The 23,976-nt window shown below is 61.1% G+C and carries 23 protein-coding genes; 3 read left to right on the top strand and 20 right to left on the bottom strand.

The genetic code is table 11. The features are described from left to right. Positions 1-18: 18 nt before the first annotated feature. Positions 19-1,587: a M28 family peptidase gene (locus OP10G_RS11290; RefSeq protein WP_025225782.1), complete on the bottom strand. Its 1,569-nt coding sequence runs from the start codon at positions 1,585-1,587 to the stop codon at positions 19-21. Between the two features lie 96 nt (positions 1,588-1,683). Between OP10G_RS11290 and OP10G_RS11285 the strand changes: the two genes are divergently transcribed. Both OP10G_RS11285 and OP10G_RS11280 read left to right on the top strand, forming a co-directional pair. Then, entirely contained in the window at positions 1,684-2,187 is a 504-nt protein-coding gene (locus OP10G_RS11285; protein WP_025225783.1) for a hypothetical protein, read from the top strand. Between the two features lie 53 nt (positions 2,188-2,240). Further along, positions 2,241-3,518, top strand: a complete 1,278-nt coding sequence (locus OP10G_RS11280) for an alpha-L-fucosidase (RefSeq protein WP_025225784.1) — start codon at positions 2,241-2,243, stop codon at positions 3,516-3,518. A gap of 137 nt (positions 3,519-3,655) precedes the next feature. On the opposite strand, the gene OP10G_RS11275 is transcribed toward OP10G_RS11280, so the two are convergent. The 14 genes from OP10G_RS11275 to OP10G_RS24460 all read right to left on the bottom strand — a co-directional run bounded on the left by OP10G_RS11275 (position 3,656) and on the right by OP10G_RS24460 (position 17,392). Further along, a complete protein-coding gene (locus OP10G_RS11275; RefSeq protein ID WP_025225785.1) occupies positions 3,656-5,017 on the bottom strand; it encodes a lipid-A-disaccharide synthase in 1,362 nt (453 codons plus the stop codon). A gap of 5 nt (positions 5,018-5,022) precedes the next feature. After that, positions 5,023-5,811 (bottom strand): acyl-ACP--UDP-N-acetylglucosamine O-acyltransferase, encoded by a 789-nt coding sequence (lpxA, locus tag OP10G_RS11270; protein ID WP_025225786.1) that lies wholly within the window; start codon positions 5,809-5,811, stop codon positions 5,023-5,025. A gap of 2 nt (positions 5,812-5,813) precedes the next feature. Further along, a complete protein-coding gene (gene fabZ / locus OP10G_RS11265; RefSeq protein ID WP_025225787.1) occupies positions 5,814-6,251 on the bottom strand; it encodes a 3-hydroxyacyl-ACP dehydratase FabZ in 438 nt (145 codons plus the stop codon). 61 nt (positions 6,252-6,312) lie between these two features. Continuing rightward, positions 6,313-7,248: a helix-turn-helix transcriptional regulator gene (locus tag OP10G_RS11260; protein ID WP_025225788.1), complete on the bottom strand. Its 936-nt coding sequence runs from the start codon at positions 7,246-7,248 to the stop codon at positions 6,313-6,315. A gap of 255 nt (positions 7,249-7,503) precedes the next feature. Beyond that, positions 7,504-8,757 (bottom strand): Glu/Leu/Phe/Val family dehydrogenase, encoded by a 1,254-nt coding sequence (locus OP10G_RS11255; RefSeq protein WP_025225789.1) that lies wholly within the window; start codon positions 8,755-8,757, stop codon positions 7,504-7,506. 22 nt (positions 8,758-8,779) lie between these two features. Next, positions 8,780-9,262: a rod shape-determining protein MreD gene (gene mreD / locus OP10G_RS11250; protein WP_025225790.1), complete on the bottom strand. Its 483-nt coding sequence runs from the start codon at positions 9,260-9,262 to the stop codon at positions 8,780-8,782. Continuing rightward, positions 9,259-10,071, bottom strand: coding sequence for a rod shape-determining protein MreC (gene mreC, locus OP10G_RS11245; RefSeq protein ID WP_025225791.1), 813 nt, complete (start codon positions 10,069-10,071; stop codon positions 9,259-9,261). Before mreC ends, mreD begins: the two co-directional genes overlap by 4 nt. Next, positions 10,068-11,135 carry a rod shape-determining protein gene (locus OP10G_RS11240; protein WP_052547705.1) on the bottom strand — a complete coding sequence of 356 codons (1,068 nt, stop codon included), beginning with the start codon at positions 11,133-11,135 and terminating at the stop codon, positions 10,068-10,070. Before OP10G_RS11240 ends, mreC begins: the two co-directional genes overlap by 4 nt. Beyond that, a complete protein-coding gene (locus tag OP10G_RS11235; protein ID WP_025225793.1) occupies positions 11,125-11,391 on the bottom strand; it encodes a DUF370 domain-containing protein in 267 nt (88 codons plus the stop codon). The genes OP10G_RS11240 and OP10G_RS11235 overlap by 11 nt, the downstream gene beginning before the upstream one ends. Positions 11,392-11,448: 57 nt before the next feature. After that, positions 11,449-11,781, bottom strand: a complete 333-nt coding sequence (locus OP10G_RS26815) for a hypothetical protein (RefSeq protein ID WP_025225794.1) — start codon at positions 11,779-11,781, stop codon at positions 11,449-11,451. Between the two features lie 60 nt (positions 11,782-11,841). Next, positions 11,842-13,371 (bottom strand): bifunctional phosphoribosylaminoimidazolecarboxamide formyltransferase/IMP cyclohydrolase, encoded by a 1,530-nt coding sequence (gene purH / locus OP10G_RS11225; RefSeq protein WP_025225795.1) that lies wholly within the window; start codon positions 13,369-13,371, stop codon positions 11,842-11,844. Next, positions 13,368-15,041 (bottom strand): COG1470 family protein, encoded by a 1,674-nt coding sequence (locus tag OP10G_RS11220; RefSeq protein ID WP_025225796.1) that lies wholly within the window; start codon positions 15,039-15,041, stop codon positions 13,368-13,370. The genes purH and OP10G_RS11220 overlap by 4 nt, the downstream gene beginning before the upstream one ends. A 47-nt stretch (positions 15,042-15,088) precedes the next feature. Further along, on the bottom strand, positions 15,089-15,934 hold the full coding sequence (locus OP10G_RS11215) for a hypothetical protein (RefSeq protein WP_144241106.1): 846 nt from the start codon (positions 15,932-15,934) through the stop codon (positions 15,089-15,091). A gap of 30 nt (positions 15,935-15,964) precedes the next feature. Further along, positions 15,965-17,392 carry a putative N-acetylmannosamine-6-phosphate 2-epimerase gene (locus OP10G_RS24460; RefSeq protein WP_025225798.1) on the bottom strand — a complete coding sequence of 476 codons (1,428 nt, stop codon included), beginning with the start codon at positions 17,390-17,392 and terminating at the stop codon, positions 15,965-15,967. Between the two features lie 56 nt (positions 17,393-17,448). On the opposite strand from OP10G_RS24460, the gene OP10G_RS11205 reads away from it, so the two are divergent. After that, complete coding sequence (locus OP10G_RS11205) at positions 17,449-18,516, top strand: acyl-CoA dehydrogenase family protein (protein WP_025225799.1); 1,068 nt, start codon at positions 17,449-17,451, stop codon at positions 18,514-18,516. 56 nt (positions 18,517-18,572) lie between these two features. On the opposite strand, the gene OP10G_RS11200 is transcribed toward OP10G_RS11205, so the two are convergent. The 5 genes from OP10G_RS11200 to OP10G_RS11180 form a co-directional block, all read right to left on the bottom strand. Then, complete coding sequence (locus tag OP10G_RS11200) at positions 18,573-19,379, bottom strand: hypothetical protein (protein WP_025225800.1); 807 nt, start codon at positions 19,377-19,379, stop codon at positions 18,573-18,575. A 150-nt stretch (positions 19,380-19,529) separates the two neighbouring features. After that, entirely contained in the window at positions 19,530-20,513 is a 984-nt protein-coding gene (gene deoC, locus OP10G_RS11195) for a deoxyribose-phosphate aldolase (RefSeq protein WP_025225801.1), read from the bottom strand. Between the two features lie 294 nt (positions 20,514-20,807). After that, on the bottom strand, positions 20,808-22,169 hold the full coding sequence (locus OP10G_RS11190; RefSeq protein WP_025225802.1) for a hypothetical protein: 1,362 nt from the start codon (positions 22,167-22,169) through the stop codon (positions 20,808-20,810). A gap of 134 nt (positions 22,170-22,303) precedes the next feature. Next, positions 22,304-23,167, bottom strand: a complete 864-nt coding sequence (locus tag OP10G_RS11185) for a hypothetical protein (RefSeq protein WP_025225803.1) — start codon at positions 23,165-23,167, stop codon at positions 22,304-22,306. Further along, on the bottom strand, positions 23,168-23,932 hold the full coding sequence (locus OP10G_RS11180; RefSeq protein ID WP_025225804.1) for an enoyl-ACP reductase FabI: 765 nt from the start codon (positions 23,930-23,932) through the stop codon (positions 23,168-23,170). Positions 23,933-23,976 lie beyond the last annotated feature (44 nt).

The following is a 23,976-nucleotide window of genomic DNA, read 5'->3' as shown; positions in this document are numbered from 1 at the left end:
GGGGCGCCGACGCTACGGTTACTCTTTCAAAGGCTTGTCGACCACCGGGCGCTTGGCGGCGTTGGCGAGGGTCCAGCCGGTGGCGTAGACGGTTCGGACGACTCGGCTCATCTTTACAAAGTCGATCTTGGTGACTTCGTCGCTGGGTTGGTGGTAGTCCTCGTGCACGCCATCGAAGTAGAAGATGATCGGGATCCCTTTGTGGGCGTAGTTGTAGTGGTCCGAGCGGTAAAAGATCTGCTCCGTATCCTTCGGATCGTCGTATTTGTAGTTGAACTTGAGTCGGAGGAATTGCCGGTTGACCGACTCGCTCACCCGCTGAAGATCGGTGCTCATCTTCGTGGAGCCCACCGCGTAGATCTCGTTCGGCCCCGTCAACACCGCGTTGGCGGGTTTCTTGTCTCCGGCCGGTCGGCTGCGGCCGATCATATCGATGTTGAGCTGGGTGATCACCTTTTTCAGGTTGACCGTCGGGTGCTCCGTGAAGTAGGCAGAACCCCAGAGGCCTTTCTCTTCGCCGATATGCCAGACGAAGAGGCACGACCGTTTCGGGTGAGGGCCGGTTAGGAAGGCGTGGGCGATCTCGAGGATCGATACCGTCCCCGAGCCGTCGTCGTCTGCTCCGTTGAAGATCCGATCGCCCGTGCCGTCCGTAGCCATTCCAAGGTGGTCGATATGCGCGCCGAAGGCGACGTACTCGTTTTTAAGCCGGGCGTCCGAGCCGGGGACGATCGCCACCACGTTCCTGGCGTACTGGACGGCTCGCTTCTGGACGATGTGGACGCGCAAGGTCTTGGAGCTCGCGAAGTCGAAGCTCTTTTCCGGCGCCTTGCCCATCAGGGCTTGCTCAGCCGTTACCTTCTCTCCGGAAAAGATCGCGTTTGTAAGGGAGATTCCGGCGACGAGGCTCGGGACCACAGATGCCGGATCGCTCTCGGATTCGGGCGCGAGACCGCTCTTTGCGGACGCTTCGACCGCGTTCCACCTGGAGAGATAGGCGCCGTCGGGGATCGTCACCAAGCCAAGCGCGCCGAGCTTCTGAGCCGCCAGAGCCGGCCACATGTAATCGACTCCCGGCTTTCCCTTCATATCCGAGTAGGCGGCATCGGCGGGAAAGCCGGAGACCGCCACCAGAATCTTCCCTTTGACGTCGATCCCCTTGTAAGGGTCGATCCCCTTGCTCTTGAACATGTATCCGTGGCCGACGTAGACCAGCTTTCCGGCCCCGCTCCAACTCTTCGACGCGCTTTTAAACCCTTCTCCGAACGTATAGTCGGTCCCGCCGAAGGCGATGGAGCTGTCGGCCGTATCCAGCCAGTGCTGAGTCAGCGGGATTCGCTGGAAGAATGTCCCATGGTCGCCGGCCGGCTTGGCGCCCCATAGTTTGAGCTGGGTGGCTACATAGAGGGTTGCAGTGTCGAGGCCGCGCGAGGGGGTGTCGCGCCCTTCCATTTCGTCGCTAGCGATAAACTCGAGGTGAGCCTTTAGCCGCGCGGGAGAGATCGCCTTCTCGTTGCCGAATTTTGCCTGTCCGAACCCAAGACTGGAGCCCAATAAGAGGGCAAAGAGAACCGTCGATCGCCGCATGAAGCGCAGATTACACCGCGGTTCGATATTGCCGCGAACTCTATCCTTGCGGTGCGACTTTTTATCGCTAATCGGCGTCGATACCGCTGGACGTCTATGGACTTAGAATTCGCCCGTCGCTGGCAGAACGGCTTGCCCCCTTTCGATGGGCTCACGGTCTCAACTGCCGACTATATCCCGATCTCCGTTCTGCGGCACGCCTTGATCGGTGCGACCGAGCTTCTGTACGAGCAGCGTCCGGAGGCAAGCCTCTTCAAGCTCCACGACTGGCATTGGCACGACGAGTATCTGTCGGAACCACAGCCTTACTCCTGGGCGGACCTCGGTTCGGCGCTCCTGTACGACTCGGCGCTCATCGCCGCCAGCCCGGCCGACGATTTGGTCTTCCTCGGCGTTTTCCCCGAGCAGCGCGATTGGTATCTCCGCCTCTACGTCCCGCAGGTCGACGACCTCCCCGGATACGAATATCTCACCCGCCACGGCCGTTTCGACATCACCGGTCCATCGTCCCTGGTCCACCCGATCGCGCGGGACGCGCAACGGAACGGATTGACGTTGACGATATCGCCCGCGAGCGATTTTTTCGCTCACCGAGGTTAGATTCGTCGACGGCTAACCGACAAAGGCGTTCTCGGCTATTCTCAAACGCAATGATGCAGCCGTGGTTTCCCGACGCCAAGCTTGGGATATTTATTCATTACGGGATCTATGCCGTGAAGGGGATTCCGGAGTCGTGGTCGTTTTTTAACGGGCAGATCGGATACGACGACTACATGTCTCAACTCGACGGCTTCACCGCCTCCAAGTACGACCCCGAGGCGTGGGCCGATCTGTTCGAGCGGGCGGGGGCGAAGTATGCGGTGCTTACGACCAAACATCACGACGGCGTTGCGCTTTGGGATACCGACGCCAACGATCTAAGCGTCGTTAAGAAGACGCCCGCGGGGCGAGACCTCGTCGGCCCATACGTCGAAGCGATGCGCAGCCACGGAATCAAGGTCGGCTTCTACTTCTCCCACCTCGACTGGTCGCACCCGGACTACGCTACCATCTACCCGACCCGTGGCAGCATCGAGCAGCCGGACCCCGCGCGGTACTCCAACCGGTTCGCCTACCCGGCACCGGGGAAGGAGGATCCCGAAGCGTGGAAGCGGTTTATCAAGTTTCACCGCCAACAACTCGAAGAACTGTCGACCCGGTTTGGCGACGTGGATATCTATTGGTTCGACGGCGAGTGGGAGCGCGATTCCGACCAGTTCGACATGAAGGGGCTGCGCGATCAGCTCCTGGCTTGGCAGCCGAACGCCATCTTCAACTCGCGCCTACTGGACTACGGAGACTACGCGACCCCCGAACAAGGAATGCCGATCGAACCGCCGGACGGTCCGTGGGAATTCTGCGTCACCGTCAACGACTCGTGGGGATACCAAGTCCAGGACCATAACCACAAGTCGGTCCGCCAGATCGTGAGGATGTTCGCCGAGACGATCGGCATGGGCGGAAACATGCTCCTGGACGTAGGCCCGTACGAAGACGGCTCGCTCCAACCCGAGCAGGTCGAGCGCTTGGAAGGGCTTGGCGCTTGGATCCGCAAGCATGAAGAGGCGATTTACGGCACAGTCGCGGGCCTGCCCAATGGAATGTTCTACGGAGCTTCGACCCTCTCGAAAGATCGGAAGACGCTCTATCTCTTCTTCTTCGACAAGCCGTTCGACCAGATCGCGGTGAAGGGGCTCCGAACCGCGGTCAAGCGGGCCACCATCTTATCGAGCGGCCGCGAGCTCAAACATACCAAGATCGGCGGGCTGGGGGAGACTCCAGGCATCGAGTGGATCGACATCCCGGAGGAGGAAATCGATCCCCACGCTACCGTCGTCAAACTGGAGTTCGACGAGGAGCTGAAACTGTATCAAGGGAAGGGGCGAGGCTAGCCTCTAACGCCATAGGATTTGGGGGGGCTTTACTCGGCGGGCCGCCCGAGCCACGTCCGACGCTGGGTGACGGTCGCAGGTTTTTACTCGGGCGGGCCGCCCGAGATACCCACGGGCGAGCCGCCAGTGCCACGCTATCAGGGCGTAGCATTCGAGGCTACTAGCAAGGCTAACTTGGCGGTTTGGGTGATTGCGTCGTCGGGGCCGAGGAGGATATCGAGCTCGCGGAACCCCTGTAGTTGAGATTCACGAGCTTGACCGTCTTTCCAAATCGCGGTCAATGCCTCGGCGACGGCGGCAGGGGTCGCCTCGTCTTGAACGAACTCGGGAACCAGAGTCCGATCGAGGAGGATGTTGGGCAGCGCGATGAACTTCGGTCGCTTGATCCGGAGCAGCTTTGCCTCTATCATCACCGCCGGGCTGAGGCGGTACACCACGACCATCGGACACTCGCAAAGCGCCGCTTCCAAGGTAGCGGTTCCACTGCAAACGATTCCGGCGCGCCCTCGGCGTAGCACGCCGGCGGTGTCGCCGGCGGTAAAACGGTCGCCGGGGCGGCTCGGCGCCAGTCGGGTCCATTCCTTGCGAAAATCCTCCACGTCGACCGTCGGCGCAAGGCCGAACTCGGCAGGGCCGTAGTCCCCTTTGCTTAACACCTCCGCGATCAGCGGAAGGTTCTCCGCGATCTCATGGCGGCGGCTGCCGGGAAGAATCGCGACCCCTTGCCGAATCTCGTTCCGGGCGCGAGCATCGCCTAATAGCTGTTTGATCGGATGGCCGAACCAGTGCGCGTTCGCGCCCATCCGGCGCAAGATCTCCGCCGACCATTCGAACGGAGTCGAGATGGCGTCCGTGAGCTGAGGCAGGTCTCTTCCCTGCCGGTCGCGCCGCCACGAACCGGGAGGAACGAAGTAAAGGACTTTCCAACCGAACCGCTTGGCATGCCGCGCTAGCCGAATGTTCGCGTAGCCAAAGTCGATGGGAATGAAGAGGCCGGGGGCGTCTTGACGAAGCTGGGTCTTGGCGGCAAAGTAACCGCCGAGAACGCGGGGGACAACCTTGAGCGACTGAGTGATAGAGATCGCCCCCCAGTTGCCGGAGTCGGCCACGAGGTCGATCCCGGCCTCTCTCATCCGCCGGCCACCGATTCCGGCGTACAGGTGCGGAGTCATCCGGCCCGGACATTCGGCGATCAGCCGTTCGTACAATCGGGCCGGTATCTCGGCCCACGGGGTTTGGAAGAGATCGTCCAGGTTCAGATCGGAGGGAACGTAGTCCTCCAGGGCGTAGCCCAGCAATTCGGAGAAGCCGTTCCGAATCTTCTCGCTCGATTCGTCCGGGGTAGCGCCGTCGGGAGCCGCCGGCCAAAACATCGACCCTCGGACGATCTCCTCGAACTCTTTTGCCTCGATCCGCGGCGAGAGGCGCTGCATCTCCCGCGCGAGGGCGGCTCCGTAAGCGTCGCCCGAGGCTTCACCGGCGGAGATGAAGATGCGCACGGCCTTTACCGTTGGTCGCCACGGCCGTTGCGGCCGCCGGAGCGATGGTCTTCGAAGTCGAGGAGATACTGTACTTCGGGCGTGATGACCACCTCTCGGCGCACGATTTCCATGGCGTTGCGGAGCCCAAGCTGTGACTTGTAGAGCAGCTTGCAGGCCTTGTGAAGCGCCAATCTCGCTTGGGGGGTAACTCCGATTCGGCGGAGCCCGATGGCGTTGATATCGTGGACCTCTTGCTCGGGGCCCTCCACCAACATGAACGGCGGCGCGTCGCGGGTGATCTTTGTCATTCCCCCCACCATTCCCACCTTTCCAATACGGCAAAACTGATGGATTCCGCTCATCCCGCCAATGGTCACGAGATCTTCGATCGTAACGTGCCCGGAGACGCCGGTGTTATTGGCGATCGTCACGAAGTTGTGCATGACCACGTTATGGCCAAGGTGGCAGTACGCCATGACGTAGTTGTCGTCCCCCACTAGGGTGGAAAGTCCCTCGCCGGTGGCTCGGTGGACGGTGACGTACTCGCGGAAAACGTTGCGGTCTCCGATCTTGAGGAACGTTGGCTCCCCTTTATATTTTCGATCCTGCGGATCGCCGCCGAGGACGGTTCCCTGACCGATGAAATTGTCCTCGCCGACCGTCGTCCCGCGTTTGACCGTCGCGTGAGAGTCCAACTTCGTCCGCGCGCCGATGACGACGCCCGGCTCCACATAGCTGAACGGGCCAACCTCGACATCCGCGGCAAGTTCCGCGCTCGGATCTACGAAGGCGAGCTTGTGAATCTTGGCCAAGACTAGCGACCTTTGTCCAAAAGCTTGAAGGTCATTTCCATCGACGCGGCGAGATCGCCATCGACGGTGGCAGCGCTGCGCATCTTGCCGATGCCGGCGCGGACCCATAGAATTTCGCAGTCGGTAATAAGCTGGTCCCCAGGGACCACGGGACGTTTAAACTTCACGTTGTCGATCGCACCGATGAGCGGAATGCGTCCGGACATCGTGGGGGATTTGAGAAGAAGCGCCGCGCCGACCTGAGCCATCGATTCGATGATCAGGACGCCGGGCATGATGGGGTGGCCGGGGTAGTGGCCCTGGAAGAACGGCTCGTTGATGGTGACGTTCTTGAGCCCCCTGCACTTCATGTTCACCTCGTCCATCTCCAAGATGCGGTCCACGAGAAGCATCGGGTAGCGGTGCGGTAGACACTCTAGAATCTCTTCGATCTTGACCAATGGGCAGCCTCGGGCGTCAAACGCCCGCTACAAGGTTACCCGTTGCCTTAATCGGGCTTGACTAACGAACGGCGTCCGCCACGCTGCGATCGTACGGTCGGAGCTCTTCCGGCCGCTCCCGCAAGTGGGCGAGCAGCGCACGCCGCTTCTCCGCTCCTCGGCCGCCAAGAGGGCTTTCCGGAAGGAGGTGGGGAAACTGTTCTTCCACCCGAGCGTAGATCGCCCCCCAGCGCTTCTTCACGGCATCCGGAGAGACCGAGATTTCCGCCCCAATTTCCGCGTCGGTATATCCCTCTCGCGCCAGCGCGAGGATGCGGCGTTGCGGCTCCGTAAAGCGGAATCGAGGCGGGAAGTAGGTGAACATCCGCATGATCCACTGGTTCTCGACCTGCAACGCGGATTCGCGAGAAATCCCCATGAGGTAAGGGCGCTTGGGAGCGTCTGCCATACCGTGCGCCTCCGCCCACTGAGCGTAATCGTTCAAGATCCGGCAGCCCGCCCGGGTGGTGAGGTCAAGTAGTTGAGGGCCGCCCACTTCTCCCAGGAGCCACTTCAGCCGGTTCCCGCCATGCCGGTCCGAAAACGCGTTGACGACGACGGCGCGGAGGTTGGGGGCGGGCGGCTCTTGGTAGTCCGGTCCCTCCCATCCCATGTAGGCAACAAGCAGGTTGACTCCGTCGCGGGCATTCAGCGCTCCGAACTCGCGGGCGGGTACCAATGCCGAGGGGTAGTCGGCGATTTTTGAGAGGATGAACGGCTCGATCGCTTCGATACATCGGAGCAGGAATGAGTCGGGGAGGTATGCGCCAACGAGCAGCGCCCTCTCCCGGTTTTCATCCGAGAGAATATCTTCGACGACTACCCCGACCGTGGAATCCGATTGCCACAGTGCATCCCACTCTCTCCGGTTTGTGTCGACCGGCTCGCCATGATTGCGACAAAGCCGCATCATGGCCTCGAAATCGTTGACGGTGGCTTGGCGCGCTACGAGATGCATTTGGACGGCTCCACTCCGGCATCCGCACTGAGGCACGAAGGTTTCAACGGCCCCTCCTTTTTAGGGTACCGACGCATGACTCTAACGCATGGAAGACGATTGCCGCAAGGGTGCGACACGCATTCCCGTCATTCCCCCTTGGCCCCCACGTCCGCTCCAGCGGACCGCTGGTCTCCAGGCCGGCCCCTCCGGACGCGAACTTACGTTCGCTCGGAGTGCCGCTCTGGAGAGCAGCGGTCCATTTCACCATTGATGCTAGGGGAATATCCCGCGTTTGATCGTCGCGTCGGCGACGCGTTTGACGCCGATGATGAGGGCGGCGGTTCGCATGTCGGTCTTGTGGACCTTCATCGCGCTCTCCACCGAGGCGTAGGAGGAGCGCATGATCCGGGTCAGCTTGCTGTTGACCTCATTTTCCTCCCAGAAGAAGTTCTGGAGGTCTTGCACCCACTCGAAGTAGCTCACCACCACGCCGCCGGCGTTGGCGAGAATATCGGGGACGACAAGGGTTCCCTTGTCGGAGAGGATATGGTCCGCGTCCGGGGTGCAGGGGCCGTTCGCTCCTTCGACGATCAGCTTGGCTCTGATCCGGTCGGCGTTGTCGCCGGTGATCTGCGCGGCGATCGCGGCGGGTACCAAGACGTCACACGGGAGTTCTAGAAGCTCCGAGTTGGACACCGCCTGGGCGTCCTTATATTCACGAACGCCCCCGTCGCGCCCTTGGTACCGGTTGAATAGCTCGTGAACGGGAAGCCCTTTGGGGTTGTAGATGCCCCCGATGGCGTCGCTGATCCCGACGATCGTCGCGCCAGCTTCTTCCGCCAGCTTCGCCGCCGTCGCGCCCACGTTGCCAAATCCCTGGACGACGACTTTGGCGCCGTTCAGATTCAAGCCAATCGTTTTGGCGGCCTCTTCCATGGTGACGACGACGCCTCGACCGGTCGCCTCGACACGCCCCTCGGATCCACCGAGCTCGATCGGCTTGCCGGTCACCACGCCGGGCACGGTGTGGCCGACCTGCATGGAGATGGTGTCCATGATCCAGGCCATCACCTGCGCGTTAGTACCGATATCGGGAGCGGGAATATCGCTCCGCTCGCCGAGCATCGTGTTGATCTCGGTGACGTACCGGCGAGTCATCTTCTCGAGCTCGCGCTTGCTAAGAAGCTTCGTGTCGACTTTGACCGAACCCTTCGCGCCGCCGAACGGAATGTTCGCAACCGCGCACTTCCAAGTCATCCACATCGCGAGCGCCGAGGTCTCTTCGACGTCGACGTCCGGGTGATAGCGAATACCTCCCTTGGTGGGGCCTCGAGAGGCGTTGTGCTGGACGCGGTAGCCCTCAAACACTTGCACCTCCCCGTTGTCCATGACGACCGGGAACCGCACGATCAGTGTGCGGATGGGAGTGGCGAGGACCTGGTGAAGACCGCGGTCGAGATCGAGATACTGGGCGGCATCGGCTAGCTGACGCCGCGCCATTTCGAGGATATTGATGTGTTGGCTCATGCAGGCACCGAGAGATCCGGCCCTATCGGGTTGGCGGATCGATCACCTTCTTTAGCAGCACAAACAGAGGCATCGCGAGAACGCCGTTGTAGATCGCTGACCCTATTGTAGCCAAGAGGAACGAAATGATTTGCGAGGGTGGGGCTGCGAACATCAACAGCAATTGGCCCAAAATGGTCGCCGCCGCGACCGCGAAAAATGCCACCGCCGGGTTCGATTCGAACTCGAGCATATTGAACCATCCGGTAAGAAAACCGGCCAAGATCCTGGAAACAGCATACGCTCCCAGATTCGCTCCGGCAAGCGCGCCCTGGACGATTCCCGCCCCAAAACCGATGAACGACCCGGCAACCCGGTTTCCAAAGAGAGAGAGGCAGCCGACGGCCACTAACAGGAAGTCCGGGACCACGCCGCCGATGGTGACCGACGGCACCACGCTCTGCTGACATCCCGCGGCGAGCCAGAGGCAGACGATGGCCGCGAAGAAGAGCTTGACCCCGTTCACCGGAGGACGTGCACCTCACGGAGGTTTCCAACCGACACGGCCGGGTCGACCTTGGCCCGGAGCGAACCGAACTGTTCGTCGGTGGCGACCGAGATCACCTTTCCGATGAGGATGCCGCGCGGAATCCGGTCCGAAAACCCCGAAGTTACGATGTGATCGCCGATTTCCACCGGCGCTTTCGGATCTTGGAAGGTCAACGTCAGCGTGGAAGAGTTCTCTCCACGCAATAGACCGGCCGGAGGAGGGTTGCGGCTTTGGTCGATCGCGCCCAGAGTAAGGCTGGCGCTCGTAAGCAGAAGCACCTGGCAGCGATCCGCCTCCACAACCTGCACGGTTCCCACAAGCCCCTCCGCCGACTCCACCGGGCAGCCGATCTGCACGCCTTGGCGAGATCCCACGTTCAGGGTGAGGCGATTTTCGTACAGCGCGTATCCGATCACATCGGCCGGAACCCGGGTCTTCCCGGGGATGGGACCCATCCCTTGCAGGACTCGAATCCGGTCGATCTCTCCTTGCAGTCTTTGAACCTGCTCGGTATAGAGCGCTCCCGCATTGGCCAAGGCCTGTAAGCGTTGGTTTTCCGCTTTGAGCCGACCGGCGGAGAAGATCCCAGAAAAGAACCCTCCGGAGGAGTTGGCCAAAGAGTTCAAAGGGCCGCTGCTTGGAACCACGGCCGAGCGGATGGCCGCCGATATCGGATCGACCTTTCCTGCCGTTCGAGAAGCGGTCTGCAGCCTCCCTAGCACAACCCCGGTGACGATCAGAAGGATCAGCACCACGACGTCTAGGGAACTGCTCTTACGCTTCACGGCCGGGAGGCTTTCTCAAGCATTTTGCGGATCAGCGGGTTCTCGTGCATCGCCTCGACGACGATGCCCGTCCCGATAGCGACGCAGCTTAAGGGGTCGTTGGCGACGTGAACCGGCATAAGTGTTTCTTGGGAGATAAGCTTATCCAGACCTCGTAGCAGCGCTCCACCGCCGGCGAGCACGATTCCGTGGTCCATGGCGTCGGCAGCAAGTTCGGGCGGAGTCGCCTCGAGCGTCAACTTGACCGCTTCCACGATGGCGTTTACCGGTTCGGCGATCGCCATTCGAACCTCTTCGCTGGAGATCACCGCGCTGCGGGGCAGTCCGGTCACGAGGTCGCGCCCCTTGATCGTGAGCTGAAGCTCTTGCTCCAACGGGAAAGCGCTGCCGATCTCGATCTTGGTGAACTCGGCGGTCTTCTCGCCGATAAAGAGGTTGTAGGCACGACGGACGTAGGAAGCGATCGCCTCGTCCAACTCATCTCCGGCGATCCGGATCGAGCGAGAATGGACGATGCCGCCGAGCGAGATGACGGCGACCTCCGTGGTGCCGCCGCCAATGTCGACGATCATGGAGCCGCTCGGCTCGTCTACCGGGAGGCCGGCGCCGAAAGCAGCGGCCATCGGCTCCTCGATGACGTAGGCCTGGGTCGCCCCGGCGTTTCGCGAGGCCTCGATAACGGCGCGCCGCTCGACCTCGGTGACTCCGCTTGGGATGCCAACCACCACGGTGCGACGCAGCAGCATCCGGTTACTCACCTTGCTAATGAAGTGGTGAAGCATCCGCTCGGTCTGCTCGAAGTCGGCGATAACCCCGTCTTTGAGCGGGCGGGTCGCCACGATATGGCCGGGCGTACGGCCGAGCATCCGCTTGGCTTCTTCGCCGACCGCCATCACTTCGCCGGTATCTTTGTTGATCGCGATAACGCTCGGCTCTCGCAGCATCACTCCGCGTCCACCGACGTGGACAAGCGTGTTTGCGGTACCGAGGTCGATCCCGATATCCCGGCCGAACCGATGGCTCAGACGATGGAGCAGGGTCTGGCGGCCGTTGTTATTCCTCATCGCCCACGATCTCCCCGGTGTTCAGACGCTTCGCGAGCGTCTCCTGCGAGATCGCAGAAAGAATGACGGCATCGCCGTTAGTGAAAATTACCGACTTGGTGCGGCGACCCTGGGTAGCGTCGATTAGCGTTCCTTCCTTGCGGAGCGTCTGGATCAGACGTCGCATCGGGGCTGATTCGCTGCTCACGAGAGCAACGATCTTTTCGGTCATGACGTAGTTGTAGAATCCCACGTTGAGCACGGCGGGCAGGGGCATAGGCCCACAGAGTTTACCCGCCGCACGTCCTAACCGAACCTAAGAGGCGCGCCAGGCTTACATTCCCTTGCCAGGCTTATTCAAACCCGGGAAGTTCATGCCGCCTTTCGCACCTTTCGGCGCACTGCCTCCGAAGCCGCCGCGACCGGCAGGTCCGCCGGGGCCACCGAAGCCTCCGAACCCGCCGCCTCCTGCGCCACCGGTGCCGCCGCCCGACAGGCTGTTACCCATCACGGGATCCGCTCCAGGAAGTGCCAACGGGGTTGTGACGACTTGCTGGGGCGCGGCAGGAGCGACCGGATCGCGCTTCATAAAGAAGAAGGCAAGGCTGAAGCCAATGCCGAGCACGATCGCGACGATCATAACGATGAGATCATTTTGATTCTTCATCTACAGGTCCTAGTCCGTTTGACGATACCACTTGGTTCGTAGGTTACGGGAAATCGGTGTTTAGTGCCGGAAGTGGCGTACGCCGGTAAAACACATCGCGATCCCCAGCTCGTCCGCCTTCGCGATCACATCCGGGTCCTTCTTGCTGCCTCCGGGCTGTACGATGGCCGCGATCCCGGCGGCAGCGGCGGTTTCGATGCTGTCGGGGAAAGGAAAGAAAGCGTCGCTGGCAAGAACGCCCCCGCGGGCGGTCTCGCCCGCTTGTTCCAGGGCCAAACGGACCGATTGCACCCGGTTCATCTGCCCCGCACCCACTCCGCGGAGGCGGCCGGCGGAGCCTACGACGATGGCGTTGGATTTCACGTGGGGAATCACCCGCCACAGAAAACGAAGCGCCGCCATCTGCTCCTCGCTTGGAACCAGTTTGGTAACCACGCGCCACTCGAGCCCGGGATCCTCGTCCGTATCCTGAACGAGAGCGCCCCCACGAATCGAACGGAAGCCGACCGAAACTTCGGAAGGGGGGAGCGGAGCGGCGAGGAGGCGAACCTCTTGTCCCCAACCCTTACGATCTTGAAACATGCGAAGCGCCCCGTCTGTAAAGCCGGTGGCGATGACGACGTCGAGCTTATTTCCTTTCTCCACCATCGCCTCGGCCGCTTCCTCATCCAGCAGGCCGTTAATGGCGACGACGCCGCCGAAAGCGGAGATCGGGTCGGAATCGCGAGCGAGGCGGAACGCATCGCCGTACGTTTCGGCGACAGCGGCTCCGCACGGGTTGCCGTGCTTTGTGATGGCGCAAGCTGTACCGGGCAGATCCGCGACGAGCTCCCACGCTCCGTCGGCGTCATTCCAGTTGTTGTAGCCCATCTCCATTCCCCACAACTGGCGAGCGCGGCAAAGGCCGGGCTGCCCGAGGGGATCGTGATAGAGGGCACCTCGCTGGTGAGGGTTCTCGCCGTAGCGGAACGGGGAGGCTTGCCGTAAGCCCACGGTGACGGTGTCGGAATACGGGCTTTCGCCGGCCGCATTGGTCAGGTAACGCGAGATCATCGAATCGTAAAACGCGGTATGTCGAAACGCCTTCGCGGCCAGGGAAAGCCGGATCGACGCGTCTTCCGCGTCGATCGCGGCCAATACTTGGCCGTAATCGCCCGGATCTACGACGACAAAGAGGTTGTCGTGATTCTTGGCGGCCGCCCGAATCATCGCCGGTCCGCCGATATCGATCGATTCGATCGCCTCCTCCGCCGTGTGAGGCTCGGAGACCGTCTTCTCGAAAGCATACAGATTGACGGCCACGACCTCGATCGGCTGGATGCCCGCATCCAGCATTGCGGCGCGATGCGATTCCAGGCGTACATCGCCCAAGAGTCCGCCGTGGATCATCGGATGAAGGGTCTTCACCCGGCCGTCAAGCATCTCCGGAAAGCCGGTCACCTCGGAAACTTCGACGACGGGAATTCCCGCCTGCCGTATTTCGCGGGCGGTGCCGCCGGTGCTTACGATTTCGAAGCCACGCTCGCTCAACGATCGGGCGAAATCGACGATGCCGGTCTTATCGGTTACGGAAAGAAGCGCTCGCTTCATCGGTGGCCACCGGTCGTGCCGGTCCCTGTGGCAGTGCCGGTTGTTGCCGTTCCTCCGGTCGTGGTCGTGGCCCCAGCGGTCCCGCCGGTGGTCTCGGTTCCCGCCCCGCCGGCTTCCGTTCCCGTTGCGGTGGAGGTTATTCCGGTCGAAGAAGGCACGGCAGGAGGTTCCATGGTAACAGTGGTTTGGGCGGTGGCTTTTCTACCCTTTGAGTCGGTCGCGGTCAACGTAAACGTCGTCTTGCCGGTAATCACGTAATCTTGGCTGCCGGTGGTTGGGGTCACCACGTCGGTGCGACTTCCTTCGACCTTTATTTCAAGCCGGACCGCGTTGACGACCTGCCAGGTGAGCGTTACGTGGCCGTCGTTCGCGGGGACGACTTTGGCGCTGGGATGAAAGTCGAGGATTCGCGCATCGCTCTCGTCCCGCACGAAGACGGTAAAGCTCTTTCGCGCGACCTCGCCGGCCGAGTTCTTGGCGACCAAGGTGTATTTGATTTCGCCGGATCGGGTGGGGGTGATCTCCCGTTCGTTCAGCACACGATCGATCGCTTCGCCGGTCGGTTCGAGTACCGCCTCCGAGACGCTGTCGCTGAGGGAGTACTTCATCACGAACGGCTCACCGAGTTTGACTCGTTTCGGATTGGCATCTAACGACGTGATCTGGGGAGGGGGGATCGGAGCGGGCGTTCCCACCGTCACCTGCTGGGTTTCTTCGTGTTTTCGTTCCCCGTCGCTCGCCTCCGCCACGAACCGGATCACGCCGGGTGTGGTGACCTGGTACGCCATCTGCTTTTGAAGCTCGGTGCCGTCGTAAATCTCCTGGTCGCCCGCGCGGATGACGATCCGCTTGGCATGTTCGGCGTTCCAGTTGATGGTGACGGTGTCGCCGCGCATCGCCTTTTGGGGCGTTACCCCAAAGGTGATCGTCGGGGGCTTCGGCATCATCAAGAACCAAGCGCTGAACAGCAGTCCCAGTAATACGAGCACCGCGATCGAGGTCGGAGTAACCAGTGGGCGCTGTTCGAGCTGGGCCTGCGCGGAGACCCCCACCGACGGAGTTGAAACGCTTCGACCGGTAACCGTGAAACCGATCAGCCGGCCGCTCGCAAAGATCGGCTTTTTCACCGGGTCGGCTACGAGCTCCACGTCGCGTTGCTGCCCCGCGCCAATCGTCACCTGCTCTTGATCGAATTCGTAGGCGCACGCATCCTCGGGATCGTTCCCGAGCAATTGGAGGGTGTGCTCCGTGTTTCCAAGATTGACCAGAGTCACGTCGAAGACGTTTTGCTTGCGGGTGGGGGAGATGAACCCCTTCTTCGGGTCGACCTCCATGGAAAGATGGTGGAACGGCTTGACCTGCGCCACCCCCTGTACGGTCTTCGACTCGCCTGAAACCAACGACCGGAGGCGTACAACGAACGGGTAGTTGCCGGCCAGGCTTTCGCTTGCTCGCGGCGGCTTGAAGAAGACCTTTTCCGAGTGGGTTTCCCCGGCGTCGACGCCAAAAACCCCGACCGGAACCGCCTTCCATTCGGCGTCGATCCCGTCGATCTCCATCTCAAATCGATCGGCCTCGGTCCCCTTGTTCACGACCACGATGCTGATCGGAGTCGTCGCACCGGGTTCCAGCGCGACCAGGTCAGGCGTCACTTGGACGGAGAAACTCATCTAAGGGAGTGTAGCATTCCGGGGCCATCCGGACCCCAGCCTCACAATTAGAGAGTGACACCCGACGACGGTTCGAATTGATCCAACGCAACTACGATGGCTTCCACGACGGCCGGCCCGATGCGCGACGAAAGGGCATCAAAACGTGCCTTAACCTCCTGGTTTTGAAAATACTGATCGTTCCACGAGTCCATTCCACCCAGAACATCCGCGCCCAATGCCGAATAGAGAAGTCTTTGTACGCGAGGGCTGTATCCCCGCGATGGAAAGTAGCGACCCATTTCCATGATGGGGAGGTCGATTTTGGATTCCAATATCGACAATGACCGAACGAATACGCTACGCCATTCCTCCAATTCGTTTTCGGCGCAAAACAGAATAAGGTCAGTCAACAACGTATTCAATTGCTGCTCGCAAGCGGCAAGCTTCCCCCTCACAAAGACGTGTTCGCGGTCCGCGAGGAACAATCCCCAGTGGAGCTCGATCCTCTCTTCTCCCGGCCTTGGACTGGGAATTTCCCGACCGGTCTCGACCTGTTCTTCGGACGGATTGGCCGAATAGGAAGAATTAATGCGAAGGTGCCAATAATTGGGTCGATCTTCGGTTTCGATGCAAACCGCCCAATTGTGATTTCCGGTAAAGGCGTGGTTGAAGGGGATCTCCCAGTAATCCGCTTGCTTCGGCAAAACGGCTAAGAAGGCACGCTTTCCGCCGTGATCCCGCAGGTACTGGAACCATTGCCGCCGATTTTTGGCAAGCACACCCGACCGGTTGAAGAGGACGGTATATAACTCTTGGCGCACGCCCAGTCGGCCGGCGGCATAGGTGAATTCCTTTAATGCCTCATCGTCTCCCGCCAGGTACGGAGTTGCATGAGCAACCGCGACTGCCATGTTTGCGTGATAGCCGAGCATCCTACATCCTTACAGCGGGGGTGGGAACAAGGCAACCGCGGCGGCGCCGTAGAGACCGGCGTCGTGGTCGAACGGCGACGGGATCGCGCCCAATCGGTGTAGATGAGGCGCGAGCCAGGGGCTGAGGCCGACGGAGCCGGCGATAACGATGTCGTCGGGGAAATACAGATCGCTCACCGCCTTTAACGCGGATTCGAGCGCGAGGATCGCGCGAGCCTCCGCTTCTTGGGTCGGCTCTTTGGTGATGTGAATACCGCCGAGCAACTCCTCGTACGTTTTGCCGCCCGGTGCCGGCAAGTCGTTCACCCGGGGATATTCGCCACGCCGGCCAGCCCAAATCTTCCCTTCCTGAACGAAGCCCGCGCCGAGCCCGGTGCCGATCGCGAGGGTTGCCACTCGCCGCCCGGCGAAGCGCGGTAGATTGGCGTGACCCCACGCAGTTGCGTGGCCGTCGCCGATAGCGAACGTCGGAATCCCCAACGTCTCCTCGCTAAAGACGATGCCGACGTGGTCTGCCATCAGATATTCCTTGGCCTTCCAAACCAACCCGGTCCGGGGATCGACGATACCGCCGGTGCTAACCCCAACCCGATGAACGCCGCTCGCCTGAATCCGGTCGCGGATCCATTGCAGGCGCTCCTCCCGCTTGGGCGGATTAGGAGTTCTCTCCACCTCGATAAGCTTCCAGTCGGAGGTAAAGGTTCCGAAGCGGAGCCAGGTGCCTCCGATGTCGACCGCGCCAACCTTGTCCCCCTCGAATCGGACCGGCATGAGGGCCCGGGTCTGCTTCACGGGATCGTTGAGGGCTCCGCCGACGATCACGCCTGCCGCACCGATGCGCAATGCCGCATCGATCTCCCAGCGGTGCGCATAGCGCCCCTCCGCAAAAACCGGAACCGTCACGGCGGCGATCGTCTGCCTAAGCAACTCCAGATCCGCGCCCGTGGTGGCCGCCCGCTCGGAGGTGTAGCCGCCCAGGGTCGTGCTCACCATGTCGGCGCCCGCGGCAACGGCCGCCACGGCGTTCTCGACGGTGTCGATGTCGGCCAAAACGAGCGCTTCGCGGCTGTGGGCATGGGCGATAAGGTCGCCCAGAAGCGCGTCCCCGGATCGGTGGCGAGCGGTGGCGTCGAGCGCCACGACCTCGGCCCCTTCGTCGATCACTTCGTCGACTTCCCAGATCGTGGGGGTGATGTACACGTCGCTGTCAGGATAGGTCCGCTTGATTAGCCCGATCACCGGCACACCGGTTCCGCGGCGAATAGCGCGGATATTTCGAGCGCCCTGAAGCCGAAGCAGGCGAACGCCGGCCAAGGTGCTGGCGCGGGCGAGCTTCAGCAGGGTCTCCGGGTCGTCCACCGGCGACCCTTCGCTGGCCTGAACGGAAGCAACGAGCGGACAGCCGTGAAGGAGGGTCAGCAGGTCGTCGAGAGTCACGGTCTTGATTCTGACCCCCGAGCGGCGAATAAAGCGCCCTGCGATAAACTGGGCCCATGAGATCGGCCGAGGCGGCGCTCGAAGAGTCGAAGCGTTATTTTCGCGAGGAGGTCGCGCCTAAGGCGCAACTGATCGACCAAGACCCCGCGATGGTAGCGGAAGCGATGCGCGGTCTTTGCGAACGAGACTTGATGGCGCTCAAGCGGCCGGCCAAATTTGGCGGACCTGAGATGTCGGAGCCGATGTTCCGCGAGTACCAGGAGGAGATCGCCCGCACCTCCGGCGCGCTGGCGTTCTTGACGACGCAGCATCAAAGCGCGGTCGCCATGCTCTCCAGTTGCGAAAACCAAGATCTCGCCGCCGAGTATCTGCCCCAGATGGGAGACGGCGGGAAGCTGGTGGGGATCGGCTTCAGCCAGCTCCGGCGGGGCGGGCCGCCGATTATGCGGGCAGAGCCGGTCGACGGCGGCTACCGCCTGGAGGGACATGTGCCGTGGATTACCGGCGGCGGCCTTTTCCCGGAGTTCATGATCGGAGCGGCCCTTCCCGACGGCCGGTCGGTCTTCGGGATTGTGCCGCTGGAAGATCGGGAGAGGGAGATCAAAGTTTCCCCTCCTATGCGGCTTGCCGCCATGGAGAGCGCCAACACCGTGTCCGCGGAATTCTCGGGGTTCTTCTTGCCGAAAGAGCGGGTTGCCTACATTCGGCCACCTAACTGGATCAAGAACAACGACCAAATCAACGTCGCGCTCCAAGGGCATTTCGCGCTGGGATGCGCGCAGGCCGGCATCGACATCGTCCGTCAAGCCGGCGAGAAAAAGGGAATCTCATTCCTCACCGACGCAGCGGCGGCACTAGAGCAGGAGCTCGCCGACTGTCACGTGGCCACGGCCGAGGCTCAGAAAAGCGTGGACGAGGAGACGACGGACGAGAGGTTGAGGGTCCGCGCCTGGGCGATCGAGTTGGCCGTTCGCTGCGCCCACGCCGCCATCGCCGCTTCGAGCGGCGCCGCCAACTCGCTGTCCCATCCCGCGCAAAGAGTCTATCGCGAGGCGCTCGTCTACACCGTCTCGGCGCAGACGACGGCGGTGATGGAGGCGACGGTACGGAGGCTTAGGCGGTAGGCGTTTGGCGTTTGGCGTTTGGCGTTTGGCGTTTGGCGTTGGGAAAGGGTAATGCCTCAACGCCTCGCGCCCTGCCCCTCGTCCCCTTCATCATCTTGGGACTCCCCTAGAAGCTGTCTTAGCCGCTCGCGCTCGCTTCGCTCCTTCTCTCGTTTTCGGACCTCGTCGTAGTACGACTCGTCGTACTGAGCTTGGGCGCGAGTGGCGTGACTCGGCTTCTTCTTGACTTGGAAGACGCCTTCCCCTCGGTACCGAATCGGGAGTTTGCCGGAAACGTAGGCCCAGGCGAGGGCGAGGTGGACGCAGGCGAGAACCCCGAACATCGGATTCGTGCTGCCCAGGGTAAGGAAGGTCCCAACGACCGTGAGCCACCCGAGCCATTTCCCAGACACGGGCAAGACGCCGAAGATGTGGATCACCGCCGACGGATTGCGGGTGCACCAAGCGACCGTTATCCCCTCGATCGGCAGCCAGGGCTGCGCGACCAACACGTTCTCTTTCGACGCGAGCGAGGCGAGGCCGAGAACAAGCCCGGGAATGACCGTCATGGCAAGCAAAAAGAGGGCAAAACGTCCGCTCCCCATCTCCCGCTCCAAGCTGGCGCCGACCCACATGACCCACATCACGAGGAACACCATTCCAAGAATGCCCATCCCGGTTTGGAACGGCATAAACGCCCACGGATAGGTGACCAGGGTCCAAGGGCGATTCCACCAATCCCCGTAAAGCGCGATGCTCTCGAGCCCGCGCCCTTGGGCGAACCCCAGCACGAGGGCGACAACGATCAGCGACCCGATAATCGCGACGGTTACCGGAGCACCCTGCCTTCGCGCCCACCCCTTAAAGTCGTCCACAAGTCCCATGTGCTTGAAGTGATTATGGAGAGGTGGAGGCGTTGGGCGTTGGGCAGTTCGAGGCGCGAGGCGCGAGGCGCGAGGCGCGAGGCGCGAAGGAAAGGGTATTGCGCAAAAGTTCGCTTCACGCTTCACGCTTCACGCTTCACGCTTCACGCTTTACGGCATCGGCTGATGATGGGTGGCGGCGTATCGGCCGGTGGCGTGGTGTTCGAGTTGGCGCTCGATGTCGGTGAGGAGCGAGCTGGCGCCGAGGCGGAAGAGGTCCGGGAGCAGCCATTCGTTTCCTAGCTCTTCCTTCATCAGAATCAGCCAGTCGAGCGACTGTTTCGCAGTTCGGATTCCGCCGGCCGGCTTATAGCCGACCTTGTAACCGGTTCGATCCAGGTACTCACGGATCTGTCGGGCCATGACCAGGCCGACCGGCAGAGTCGCGTTCTCCGTCTCCTTGCCGGTGGACGTCTTGATAAAGTCCGCGCCCGCCATCATGGCGACCGCGCTGGCCTTGCCGACGTTTGTCAGCGTTCCGAGTTCGCCGGTGGCGAGAATCGTCTTCAGGTGCGCTTCGCCGCATGCCTCCCGAAACGCGGCGATCTCGTCGTAAAGCGCCCGCCAGTCGCCGGTTAGGACGTGAGCGCGGGTGATCACAATGTCGATCTCAGTTGCTCCGGCCGCAACGCTCGATCGAATCTCGTCGAGCCGCTGGGCAAAGGGGGAAAGCCCGTGGGGGAATCCGGCGGCCACCGCGGCGACCGGGATGCCCGACCCTTGCAACGCCTCGACCGCGGTAGGCACCATCTGGTGGTAGACGCACACCGCGCCCACGCGAACTCCCAGTTGCTCGGCTCCCAAGGCCGCCAGCACCTCTTGTCGAACCGGGCGACGGGCTTTGGCGCAGAGACGGCGTACCGTTCCCGGCGTATCGTCCCCGCCGAGGGTCGTCAGGTCCATGCAGGCGATGGCGCGTAACAGCCACGCCGCCTGGTACTTCTTCTTAACCGTTCGGCGAGCCGGCAGCGTCGCGGCTCGCCGCTCAGCCGCGCTCCGGTTCACCCGGATCGAGTCGACCCAATCAAGGTCCAGCGGAATGCCAGGGTTCCGTTGCAGATTCGAAAGCAGGCCGTGGAGGTCCTGGAGGGACATGGCCAGAGCGTACCGTGGAGGGGCGGTGTAACGCTCAAAACCAATAGCTCGAAGGAGAAGATAGTGAGGCGGGCCTAGCTCACGCCCCGTCCTTACCTAAAATCTCGACGAGGATCGGCTGGTCTCCCAACAGTAGTGCCACCGGCAACCCACGCTCCGCCCAATTGTTTACCATCTACTTACCCAAAGCACCCGGCAAAGGGAGTCTAGTCAGGTTCTGCGAGTAAAGCCGAACGGACGGCAAGGAGCGTGGTTGAAACGAAAGATTGGCTCCGTAGCTGCCTTCTTCAATGCCTACTTCAATTTTACAATCTCAGACATTTTCTTTACTTCATCTAAGAAACTGCTTATGATCTTCGTGTCGCTCACTTGCCTAAACCTAGGCTCCCCGAAAACACGGTCGGTAGGGGAATCAAATATTCGATTCATCTGCCCAACGATGAATTCATTGTGCAGTTTTTGCCCCTCAGGTGTCTCCATGTCGCAATGATCTACGATTAGTTGGCGATAAGGCTCAAGTGATACTGAGATCGCAGAACGGAAAGCGTATTCCTCTTGAAGCCTGCGCTCTCGTGTGAACTGCCGTAACGCAAAGAAGGCCGCGTAAAAGAGAGGTGCTGTAACCAGGGCTTTTGCTGTTGAGAGCGTTGTAATTGTGCCGCTCTCATTTAACAGGCGGAAAGCCAAACTCCCACCAACGATCAGCGACAGAAATCCAACAGCAAAGGGAAGCCAAACAGCTAATGCTAGACCTTTCCGCCTCGTGTCGAATGCATGGAATAAGCCGGCATTTGTCGCCTTAACCAACCGATCCTCGATCTGTTTTGTTAAGGCCGCCAGAGTTTTGTTGCGCTCGGCGATCCATTCGCGATCACTCTTAACGTTCTCATTGGAGGTCACGATCATTGTGTCTAGCTTTTCGGTAAGCGCGGCAACTTCGGCTACGGTCGCAGATAGAAGCTGACGACTTGACGCAGCGGCATCTGCTGCTTTCTCGGCAAGTTCTCGGGAAGATTCAATGGATGTGCGCAAAGAGTGGATCGAGGCTGTAAGTTCCCTTGCCTCCTCCGAGAGTTCAAGTGCTTGCGTGGCTGCCAGTTCAGCCCGCGCTCGGTGCTGATTCGTAACTTCAATTGTTTGCGATGCTCGTTGCTCAACAGCGGCAAGCTCATTTAGATTTAACCGAGCCTGGGCAAGCATTTCTTCGAGTTCGACTTTAGCAGCATAAATGGATCGTTCGTGGTCCTCCACCTGCGCCCTTTTCCTTAAGGTCAGGCCACCACTCTTAGGGATAACACCAGAAGGCGTCACGAGCCCCATTAGAACTAAGACTTCATGTAAGTTGCTCAGATGACCGCCAAAATTCCAAGGATCAGCCCCGCTTGGACCTATGTTCTGGACGTTATTAACGGTTGTTAATAGGGCCTGCGAGACACTGCTGATTCGCTCCGCCCAAACCTGTGGAATAGATTTGAAGATGTCAGACGAAGCAAGCACTCCAAGTGGCTCTCTCAGTCCATCATAAAGCTCAAGGCTATCCCTCCACGTCAGTGACCCTTGACCTTGCTCCCAGAATCCATGCCGTTCAATGGTATTTCGGAGCGGGCTCAAATCGAGTTCGGCCAACTGTAGAGCAACCGGTCGAATGTCAAGCATGTTGGTGATATAGTACCGTTATCCGCTCCTTTTTATTGCTCCAAGGCAGGTACCAGGAAATTGATTGGGCGGGTCCACTCACGAAGCACCGAATTATTTGAAGAATTCCGACGGTCATTAGGACGCGTACGTGCTTACTTGAGGACTTGCTCGGGCCGGACCTGAAGCTCCGTTGCGTTGCGGAGGTCCGATTCTCGGATGACGCCGACGAGCTCGGTGCCTGCGACGAGAACGCCCTCCTCAGCAGCCCGCGTCTCGACCCAGTCGACGATTGGGTCGATGGGAGTCAAGTCCGGGAGCGTAAGGTTCATGCTCACCTGCGTGAGGCCGCGGGATGCCAGCGGAAAGCCAAGGGCGCGGACCCCGAGGAACCGCGGATCTCCGTCCGCCCGGTAATTCCGGATCTCTTTGGCGATTTCCTTGGCCACCGCCAGATTGTCGGTGGCCAGGTCGACGTTGAACGCGATGAGAAAATCACGCACGCCGAGCACCGTGACGCCGAGCTTCGGGTGTGCGTGCGAGGGCCCAAAATCGGGCCGGAGTTCGCGGTCGCGAAGCGCCTCGAACCCGCCTCGCCTAAGTGCCGGCAGGTCTGCCTCGTGCCGGCCTCGCTCACTCTTCTCATAGAGGAACACGGGCACGCCATACCCGCCGCCGATCCGAGCGGCCACTCGCTCGGCTAATGCCAGAGATTCCCGAACGGCATGGTCCCCCGGCTCCAAGGGCACAAACGGGCAGACATCCAACGCGCCGACTCGGGGGTGCACGCCGACGTGGTCCCGCATGTCGATCCACCCGAAGGCGAGATCGCAAAGGCGGAGCAACGTGGACTCGACCGCCGCGACATCGCCGCTGAAAGCGGTCACCGTACGGTTATGGTCGACGTCCGAGACAGTGTAGTGGACCCTCACATCCGCAGTGGAAAGCTCCTCCTGGAAGCTTCCAAGCAGCGACGGGCCTCGGCCGAACGACCAGTTCGGGACGGTGAGTACCCTCATCTACATTGCGACGACGGAATAGCCCGAATCGACGAAAAGGATTTGCCCGGTGATTCCTTTGGAAAGGTCACTCAAGAAATACACGGCCGCGCCCGCAGCTTCTTCTTGACCGTACGGCCGCTTGAGCGGCGCGGTGTCGCCGACGTGCCGGATCATATCTTTCAGGCCGCTGATTCCCGACGCGGCGGCCGTCCGGATCGGTCCCGGGGAGACCGCGTTAACTCGAATTCCTCGCTCGCCGAGATCCAAGGCGAGGTAACGAACGGAGGCCTCGAGCGCCGCCTTGCAGACTCCCATGACGTTGTAGTTCTTCATCGCCCGCGTGGAGCCGAGATAGGTGAGGGCGACGATGCTCGCGTCGTCGTTTAGGAGTGGTTCCAACTCGCGGCAGGTTCGAAAGAGAGAGTAGACAGATGCGTTCATCGCGATCTCGAACTGCTCTCGCGTGGTCTCGATAAATCGATTCTCCAACGCCTCGCGCGGAGCGTAGGCGGCGCTGTGGACGATAAAGTCGAGCTTGCCGACCTTGGTTTCGACCTGCTCGCGCAGGCTCGCGAACTGCTCTTCGAAAGCGAAGTCGATGGTGACGGTCTCGAACCGCTCGCGCCCCTCGACCAGTTCGGTGGCATTTTCGAGCAGCCGCTCGTTCTGCGCGCCGAGGCCGACGAGCGCCCCTTCGCGATTCGCGAGGTCGGCGATCGCCCAGCCGATCGAGCGCTTGTTCGTAACATTAAGGACGAGCCCCTTTTTCCCTTCGAGAAGCATGCGCCGGTTTTACCCTTTCGAGCCAAAAGTGGCGCCGGCTTCCA

Origin of the sequence: Fimbriimonas ginsengisoli Gsoil 348 (genome assembly GCF_000724625.1) — a bacterium.
Lineage (GTDB): Bacteria > Armatimonadota > Fimbriimonadia > Fimbriimonadales > Fimbriimonadaceae > Fimbriimonas > Fimbriimonas ginsengisoli.
The sequence above is the reverse complement of the archived record's forward strand: the minus strand, read 5'-3'. Positions and strand labels throughout refer to the sequence as shown.

Bases quoted from the DNA above. Each gene is read 5' to 3' on its own strand.
- OP10G_RS11280 (WP_025225784.1), top strand. From the start codon at position 2,241: ATGCAGCCGTGGTTTCCCGACGCCAAGCTTGGGATATTTATTCATTAC.
- OP10G_RS11180 (WP_025225804.1), bottom strand. From the start codon at position 23,932: ATGCTTCTCGAAGGGAAAAAGGGGCTCGTCCTTAATGTTACGAACAAG.
- OP10G_RS11220 (WP_025225796.1), bottom strand. From the start codon at position 15,041: ATGAGTTTCTCCGTCCAAGTGACGCCTGACCTGGTCGCGCTGGAACCC.
- OP10G_RS11190 (WP_025225802.1), bottom strand. From the start codon at position 22,169: ATGCTTGACATTCGACCGGTTGCTCTACAGTTGGCCGAACTCGATTTG.
- OP10G_RS11260 (WP_025225788.1), bottom strand. From the start codon at position 7,248: ATGCATCTCGTAGCGCGCCAAGCCACCGTCAACGATTTCGAGGCCATG.
- OP10G_RS11255 (WP_025225789.1), bottom strand. From the start codon at position 8,757: ATGAGCCAACACATCAATATCCTCGAAATGGCGCGGCGTCAGCTAGCC.
- OP10G_RS11240 (WP_052547705.1), bottom strand. From the start codon at position 11,135: ATGAGGAATAACAACGGCCGCCAGACCCTGCTCCATCGTCTGAGCCAT.
- deoC (WP_025225801.1), bottom strand. From the start codon at position 20,513: ATGTCCCTCCAGGACCTCCACGGCCTGCTTTCGAATCTGCAACGGAAC.
- OP10G_RS11215 (WP_144241106.1), bottom strand. From the start codon at position 15,934: ATGGCAGTCGCGGTTGCTCATGCAACTCCGTACCTGGCGGGAGACGAT.
- OP10G_RS11200 (WP_025225800.1), bottom strand. From the start codon at position 19,379: ATGGGACTTGTGGACGACTTTAAGGGGTGGGCGCGAAGGCAGGGTGCT.
- OP10G_RS26815 (WP_025225794.1), bottom strand. From the start codon at position 11,781: ATGAAGAATCAAAATGATCTCATCGTTATGATCGTCGCGATCGTGCTC.
- OP10G_RS11205 (WP_025225799.1), top strand. From the start codon at position 17,449: ATGAGATCGGCCGAGGCGGCGCTCGAAGAGTCGAAGCGTTATTTTCGC.
- purH (WP_025225795.1), bottom strand. From the start codon at position 13,371: ATGAAGCGAGCGCTTCTTTCCGTAACCGATAAGACCGGCATCGTCGAT.
- OP10G_RS11285 (WP_025225783.1), top strand. From the start codon at position 1,684: ATGGACTTAGAATTCGCCCGTCGCTGGCAGAACGGCTTGCCCCCTTTC.
- OP10G_RS11290 (WP_025225782.1), bottom strand. From the start codon at position 1,587: ATGCGGCGATCGACGGTTCTCTTTGCCCTCTTATTGGGCTCCAGTCTT.
- OP10G_RS11235 (WP_025225793.1), bottom strand. From the start codon at position 11,391: ATGCCCCTGCCCGCCGTGCTCAACGTGGGATTCTACAACTACGTCATG.
- OP10G_RS11185 (WP_025225803.1), bottom strand. From the start codon at position 23,167: ATGAGGGTACTCACCGTCCCGAACTGGTCGTTCGGCCGAGGCCCGTCG.